Here is a 6,617-nt window from a genome sequence, read left to right on the forward strand (position 1 = left end):
CGCACGGAGGTCACCGTACGTGGCCGTCACCGGTGACGATGTACTTGGTCGAGGTCAGCTCCGGCAGCCCCATCGGGCCCCGGGCGTGCAGCTTCTGGGTGGAGATGCCGATCTCCGCGCCGAAGCCGAACTGGCTACCGTCCGTGAACCGGGTCGAGGCGTTGACGGCCACCGTCGTGGAATCCACCAGTTGCGTGAACCTGCGCGCCGACGCCTGCGAGCTGGTGACGATCGCCTCGGTGTGACCGGAGGACCAGCGGCGGATGTGCGCGATGGCGGCGTCGAGCGAGGGCACCACGCCGGCCGCGATGTCGTACGAGAGGTACTCGGTGGCCCAGTCCTCGTCGGTGGCCGCCGTCACGGTGGCCCCGGTGTCGGTCCGCTCGGCCGCCGCGCGCACCGCGTCGTCGCCGTGCACGCTCACACCGGCCTTCGCGAGCGCGGTCAGCGCCCTGGGCAGGAACTGGGCGGCGATGTCCTGGTGGACCAGCACGGTCTCGGCGGCGTTGCAGACGCTGGGCCGCTGGGCCTTGGAGTTGACCAGGATCTCCACGGCCATGTCGAGGTCGGCCCCGGCGTCCACGTACACGTGGCAGTTGCCGGTTCCGGTCTCGATGACCGGCACCGTGGACTGCGCGACGACGGTGCTGATGAGCGAGGCCCCGCCGCGCGGGATGAGCACGTCCACCAGGCCGCGCGCCCGCATCAGCTCGCCCACCGCCTCGCGGCCCTCGCCCGGGACCAACTGCACCGCGTCGGCGGGCAGGCCGGCCGAGGTGACGGCGTCGCGCAGCACCGCGACGAGCGCGGTGTTGGAACGGTAGGCCGACGAAGAGCCGCGCAGCAGCACCGCGTTGCCGGACTTCAGGCACAGCGCGGCGGCGTCCACGGTGACGTTGGGCCGGGCCTCGTAGATGATGCCGACCACGCCGAGCGGCACCCGGACCTGCCGTAGGTCGATGCCGCCGGGGAGGGTCGAGCCACGGACGACCTCGCCCACCGGGTCGGGCAGCGCGACCACCTCGCGCACGTCGGCGGCGATCGCGGCGACCCGCTGGGGGGTGAGCGTGAGGCGGTCCACGATGGCGTCCGAGGTGCCGGCCGCGCGCGCCCGCGCGACGTCCTCGGCGTTGGCGGCGATGATCTCGTCCACCCGCTCGCCCAGCGCGTCGGCGATGGCGAGCAGCGCCACGTCCTTGGCCGCGCGGGCCAGTGGCGCCAGCGCCGTGGCGGCTTCCCGGGCGCGGTGGGCGGACTGGATGACGGGGGAGGTGACGGTTTCGCTGCTGCTCATGCGCGGCAGCCTAGCGGCGCCGCCGCGCGGCCCCCGGCCCGTCTCGACCCGCGAAACGGGCGGCGGGCGGGGTGGCGTGGCGGCGGGCGGGATGGCGGGCGCGGACCGGGAGGCAGGTCACCGGCGCGGGCCCGGTGTACGGCGCTGCCGGGCGGTGGGCGCGGACGGCCGGCGGGCGCCGGGCCTGGGTGCGGACGGGGCGGGGACGGCTGGCGGGTACGGGTACGGGTGGCTAGTACGGGTGGACGCCCGCGCGGGTGGTCGGCGGGGGCGGGCCCTTGCCTCGGGTCATACGGAGGTGGTAAGTGCCACGGGAGATGACCTCAAGGCCGACGATCTTCCAGGGCGGGAGCTTGGCCGTCGAGCGGTGCTCGCCCCACAGCCGCAGGGCGAGGGCCGCCGCGTCGTGCAGGTCACGGGCCTCCTCCCAGTAGCGGACCTCGGCGTGGTCGGTGCCGTAGCGGCTGGTCAGCAGGAAGGGGTGGTCGTTGGCCAGCGTCTCCAGGCCCCGCCTGACCTCCGTCAGGGGGACCACCGGGCCCGACACGCTGAGCGTGATGTGCCACAGCTGGGTCGTCTCGCGGGTGCGTGGAGTGCTGTCGTCCGCTGCCGTGGCGCCGGCCCCCGCGGCCTCGCCCTCGCGCTGCTCTCCCGTGTCCACGCTGGTCAGCATGCGTTGTTCGGTCGTGGCCCGACGGGTGCGGGAGGCTCCCCCGCCTCGGGACCGCGCCACTGGGCGCCCTCGTGTCACCGGCGACCTCCTGTTGCTCGCCGCTCCGCTCGTCCCCGAGCGAAGCCGTGTGGTGCTCGCTTGGGGACCGCTCCCCGTGCGGCCCCGTGCGACAAAGTTGACCAGCCCGAGGCTCGCCGTGTGGCGGTTTTACGGAAGGTCCCCGGGGAAGGGTGGCTCTTTCGCCGCTTTGCCTTCGGTTCGCTTCGCGTGCCGGTAGGGGGTGCCGTTCGTCAGGGGGCCAGCACGACCAGGTCGTCACGGTGGATGACCTCGCGCTCGTACTCCGGGCCCAGGTCGCGCGCCAGGTCGCGGGTCGAGCGGCCGATCAGCTTGGGCATCTCCCGGGCGTCGAAGTTGACCAGCCCGCGCGCCACCGCCCGCCCCGAGGTGTCCCGCAGTTCGACGGGGTCGCCGGCGGTGAACTGGCCCTCCACCGCGCTGATCCCGGCCGGCAGCAGCGAGGTGCGTCGCTCGACCACGGCCCGTACCGCCCCGTCGTCCAGCACCAGCGCCCCACGCGGCGCGGAGGCGTGCGCCAGCCACAGCAGGCGGCCGGTCGAACGGCGGCCGGTGCGGTGGAAGAAGGTGCCGGTGGGCCGGCCCAGCAGCGCGTCGGCCGCCCGGCTCGCCGAGGTCAGCACGACCGGGACGCCGGCCGCGGCGGCGATCCGCGCGGCCTCCACCTTGGTCACCATGCCGCCGGTGCCCACACCCGCCCGGCCGGCGCTGCCGATCGAGATGCCCGCCAGGTCGGCGGGCCCGGTGACCTCGGCGATCCGGGAGGTGCCCGGGGTGCTCGGGTCGCCGTCGTAGAGCCCGTCCACGTCCGAGAGCAGGATCAGCAGGTCGGCGCGGACCAGATGGGCGACGAGCGCGGCGAGCCGGTCGTTGTCGCCGAAGCGGATCTCGTCCGTGGCGACCGTGTCGTTCTCGTTCACGACCGGGATCGCCCCCATGGCCAGCAGCTGGTCCAGGGTCCGGTAGGCGTTGCGGTAGTGCGCGCGGCGGCTGGTGTCGTCGCTGGTCAGCAGCACCTGGCCGACGCGGCGGCCGTAGCGCGCGAAGGAGGCGGTGTAGCGCGCCACCAGCAGGCCCTGGCCGACGCTGGCGGCGGCCTGCTGACGGGCCAGGTCGCGCGGGCGGCGGTCGAGGCCGAGCGGGGCGAGGCCGGCGGCGATGGCGCCCGAGGAGACCAGCACGACCTCGCGGTGGCCGCCGTGCGTGGCCAGGGCGTCCACGAGGGCGTCCACCCGGTCGGCGTCGAGTCCGCCCGCGGCGGTGGTCAGCGACGAGGAGCCGACCTTGACGACGATCCGACGGGCCGCGGTCACCTCGTCCCGCCCGCCGTCGCCCACCGGGCTCCCCGGCGCGTCGCCACCCCCCGACGTGCGTGCCCCGTGCCGCGCCGACGCGTCCTGGCTTGCCACGGCCGTCCCCACCTGCCCCTCGTCCCGCTTCCAGCGCTGACCGTCGACGCCCGCGCGAGCGGGTCGCCGAGGGGCAATGTACGGCAGCGGGCGCACCCGCCGGGCGACCGTTCGCCAGCCGGACGACCACCGGCCGGGCGGGCCGACGCACGGGACACGAACGGGCGGGCCGGCACCCGGGGGTGGCCGGTGCGGGAGGCGCGGGAGATGTGGGAGCGCGTGCGGGGCACGGGCGGGCGTACGGGGCACGGAGCGGGCACGTACGCCCGCTGGCGCCACGACGGGCGGCCCGTCCGCGTGCGGGTCGCGACAGCGGCCGACCCGGCGGGGCGGGGGCGAGCCCGGCGAAGGCCCCGGCCCGACCCGGGCGCGGGTCGCGGGCCGATCCCGGCGGAGGTCGCGGGCCCACCCGATGGGGTCGCGGGCCGATCCCGGCGCCACTGTCGGCGCCCGCCGCACCGCCCGCGCGCGAGGGGCGGAGCCGTCGGAGGCGGTCGCCCCGGGTCGCGGGTCGCCGGGGCGGGGGTGGCGGCTTACGGTGGGAGCGTCGGCCCGCCAGGGTGCGAGGAGCGGCCGGACGGGCCCTCACGGCGGCGACGGGTACGCCTACCGGCCGAGCGCGCGGCGCCGGTACGGCCACCGGTCGAGCGCGCGGCGCGTGGCCCGCTCCGGAGCGGGCCGGGCCGGGCCCACCGTGCCCGGGTGGCGGTGCGCCGCCCCGCACCTCCTCGAACACCGGGCAATTGCCCCGCTTTACGGCTCTTGCCCCCGCAGCGGATTGTCACCGGGCCTGACCACGGCATACCGTCGGTGGTCAAACCGTATCCAGACGCTGTCCCCTAGGTGACGGTGCGCGGAACGGCCGGCCAACGTGCGGCCCTTGCCTTGCTTGCCTCGCTGTCGTTTGCCGTGTGTGTCACTCGTTTCGTCCCTCGTTCCCGTCGCTCTCCTCTGCCAGGAGCTCACCCCGTGCCCTCTGCCGGAATCGCCCCCCGCCGACTCGTCCAGTTGGCGGCACTGCTCGCGATGATGGTGTTCTTCACCACTCAGCTCATCGGCGCCCTGCTGCCCAACGTGCCGCTCTTCATCGCCGCCTCGGCGGCCGGGCTCGCCCTCGATCTGTACCTCCAGCACCGGCAGCCGGGTCTGCTGTCGCTGCTGAGCAAGATCCGCTTCGACGTCACGGTCCGCCAGCTGCTGCGCGACATGCTGCTCATGGTCGGCCTGCTGCGCATCGAGGGCGTGGACCCCACGCACGAGCAGGCGCCGCTGACCGTCGGACTGCTGGTCTTCTACATCGCGCACTTCGTCTGCCAGGCCCTCGCGGTGCTGATCAAGCGCAGGCGGCTGCTGCCGTTCGTGACCCGCAACATCGACGCCAGCGCCCTGCGCCTGACCGCCGCGCCGCCGCGCCTGCTCGCCCGCCAGTCCGCCCGCCGGCTGCTGCGTTTCGCCATCCCGGCCACCGCCGGCCTGCTGGCCACCGCGGCCACCGAGGACGCCGTGTGGGGCTGGGCCGGACTCGGCGTCGCGCTCTTCCTCTCCCTGGGCAGCGCCCTGTGGCTGGGCACCTGGCTACTGCCGCGCAAGCGGGTGGCCAGCGACGAGGAGGCGTTGGAGTGGCTGGACAACTGGCTCGCGGAGTACCAGCCGACCGTCGGCATGTACTTCTCGGGCGGCACCTCCTCCGCGTACCAGGCGAACATGTGGCTCTCCACGCTCGCCGCGCTCGACGGCAAGCCGATCATCGTGCTCCGTGAGCGGTTCATGGTGCAGAAGATCGACGCCACCGACATCCCGATCGTGTGCATCCCCAAGGTCGTGAACCTGATGCGACTGGAGCACTCGACGCTGAAGATGCTGCTGCACCCCGCGAACTCCGGAAAGACCTCGCAGGTGCTGCGCATCCCCACGATCAAGCACGCGTTCACCAACCACGGCGAGAGCGACAAGCTCTCCAGCTGCAACCCGTACGCCAAGGTCTACGACGAGATCTGGGTCGCCGGGCCGGCCGCCCGCGAGCGCTACCAGCTCGCCGACATCGGCGTCGACGACCGGGACGTCGTCGAGGTCGGCCGCCCGCAGCTCGCCCCCATCACCCCGTACGCCGGCCCCCCCACCGGCACGTACACCCAGGTGCTGTACGCCCCCACGTGGGAGGGCTGGGACGGCAACCCGGGCAACACCTCGGTCATCCTGGCCGGCGAGAACATCGTCCGCGCGCTGCTCGCCGACCCCGGCGTGCGCCTGCTGTACAAGCCGCACCCGATGACCGGCTCCGTCGACCCGCGCGCGGGCCAGGCCAACGAGCGCATCAAGGCGATGATCGCCCAGGCCAACGCCCAGCGCGGCGGCGCCCGACCCGACGCGCGGGCCGTGGCCGAGCTGGAGCGGTGCGACGAGGCGCTGCGGAGCGTGACCACGACCTCCTTCCGGCCCGACTCCGACGAGGTCGAGCGGATGCTGCTGCAGGGCGCCCCCGACGGTGACCGGGCCGCGGCCGTCGAGCGCGCCGTCGCCGCCTGGGAGGCCGCCTACTGGGCCTCGCTGCCGGAGGGGGAGCACCAGATCATCACCGGCCCCCGACCGGCGATCTTCTCCTGCTTCAACTACGCCGACCTGCTCATCTCGGACGTCTCCAGCGTGGTCTCGGACTACCTGAGCAGCGAGAAGCCCTACGCGGTGGCCAACACCAGCGGGCTGTCCGAGGAGGAGTTCCGGGCCGGGTTCCCCACCGTGCGCGCGGCGGCGATCCTCACCCCGGAGGCGGACGGCGTGCCGGCGCTGCTGGACGCGGTGCGCCACCCCGAGCGGGACCCGTACGCGGCCGAGCGCGCCGCGCTCAAGGTGCACCTGCTCGGCCCGTCCGACCCGCCGTCCCTGGTGCGCTTCAACCAGGCGGCGCTCGACCTGTGCGCGGAGGCCGACGCGCGCCGGGCCCGGGTGGCGGCGCGCGCCGCGCAGCCCGGGGAGGGCGACGCGGCGCAGGCGCTGGCGGCGGACGTCGGCGACGAGCTGCCGGCGGGCGGCCCGACCCCGAGCGAGTCCGAGAACACGGCCGGGGTCTGAGCGGCCCAGGCCCCCGGCTCCGAGCCCCCGGCCCCCCGAGCCCGCCGCCCCCCACCCCGGGGCGGCGGGCGGCCCAGGCGGCCCGGGGGCACGA

4 protein-coding genes are annotated in these 6,617 nt (G+C 75.1%); 1 reads left to right on the forward strand and 3 read right to left on the reverse strand.

The features are described from left to right. Positions 1-10 precede the first annotated feature (10 nt). From ACFVFR_RS14935 to proB, 3 genes are all read right to left on the reverse strand, one after another. Complete coding sequence (locus tag ACFVFR_RS14935) at positions 11-1,294, reverse strand: glutamate-5-semialdehyde dehydrogenase (RefSeq protein ID WP_383701343.1); 1,284 nt, start codon at positions 1,292-1,294, stop codon at positions 11-13. Positions 1,295-1,526: 232 nt separating this feature from the next. After that, positions 1,527-2,045, reverse strand: coding sequence for a hypothetical protein (locus ACFVFR_RS14940; RefSeq protein WP_383701345.1), 519 nt, complete (start codon positions 2,043-2,045; stop codon positions 1,527-1,529). A 212-nt stretch (positions 2,046-2,257) separates the two neighbouring features. Beyond that, positions 2,258-3,358 (reverse strand): glutamate 5-kinase, encoded by a 1,101-nt coding sequence (gene proB, locus ACFVFR_RS14945; protein WP_383701388.1) that lies wholly within the window; start codon positions 3,356-3,358, stop codon positions 2,258-2,260. A gap of 1,065 nt (positions 3,359-4,423) precedes the next feature. Between proB and ACFVFR_RS14950 the strand changes: the two genes are divergently transcribed. Next, positions 4,424-6,523: a hypothetical protein gene (locus tag ACFVFR_RS14950; RefSeq protein WP_383701348.1), complete on the forward strand. Its 2,100-nt coding sequence runs from the start codon at positions 4,424-4,426 to the stop codon at positions 6,521-6,523. Positions 6,524-6,617: the final 94 nt, after the last annotated feature.

The sequence above is a fragment of the Streptomyces sp. NPDC057702 genome (assembly GCF_042799315.1).
Taxonomy (GTDB): Bacteria; Actinomycetota; Actinomycetes; order Streptomycetales; family Streptomycetaceae; genus Streptomyces.

Bases quoted from the DNA above. Each gene is read 5' to 3' on its own strand.
- ACFVFR_RS14935 (WP_383701343.1), bottom strand. From the start codon at position 1,294: ATGAGCAGCAGCGAAACCGTCACCTCCCCCGTCATCCAGTCCGCCCAC.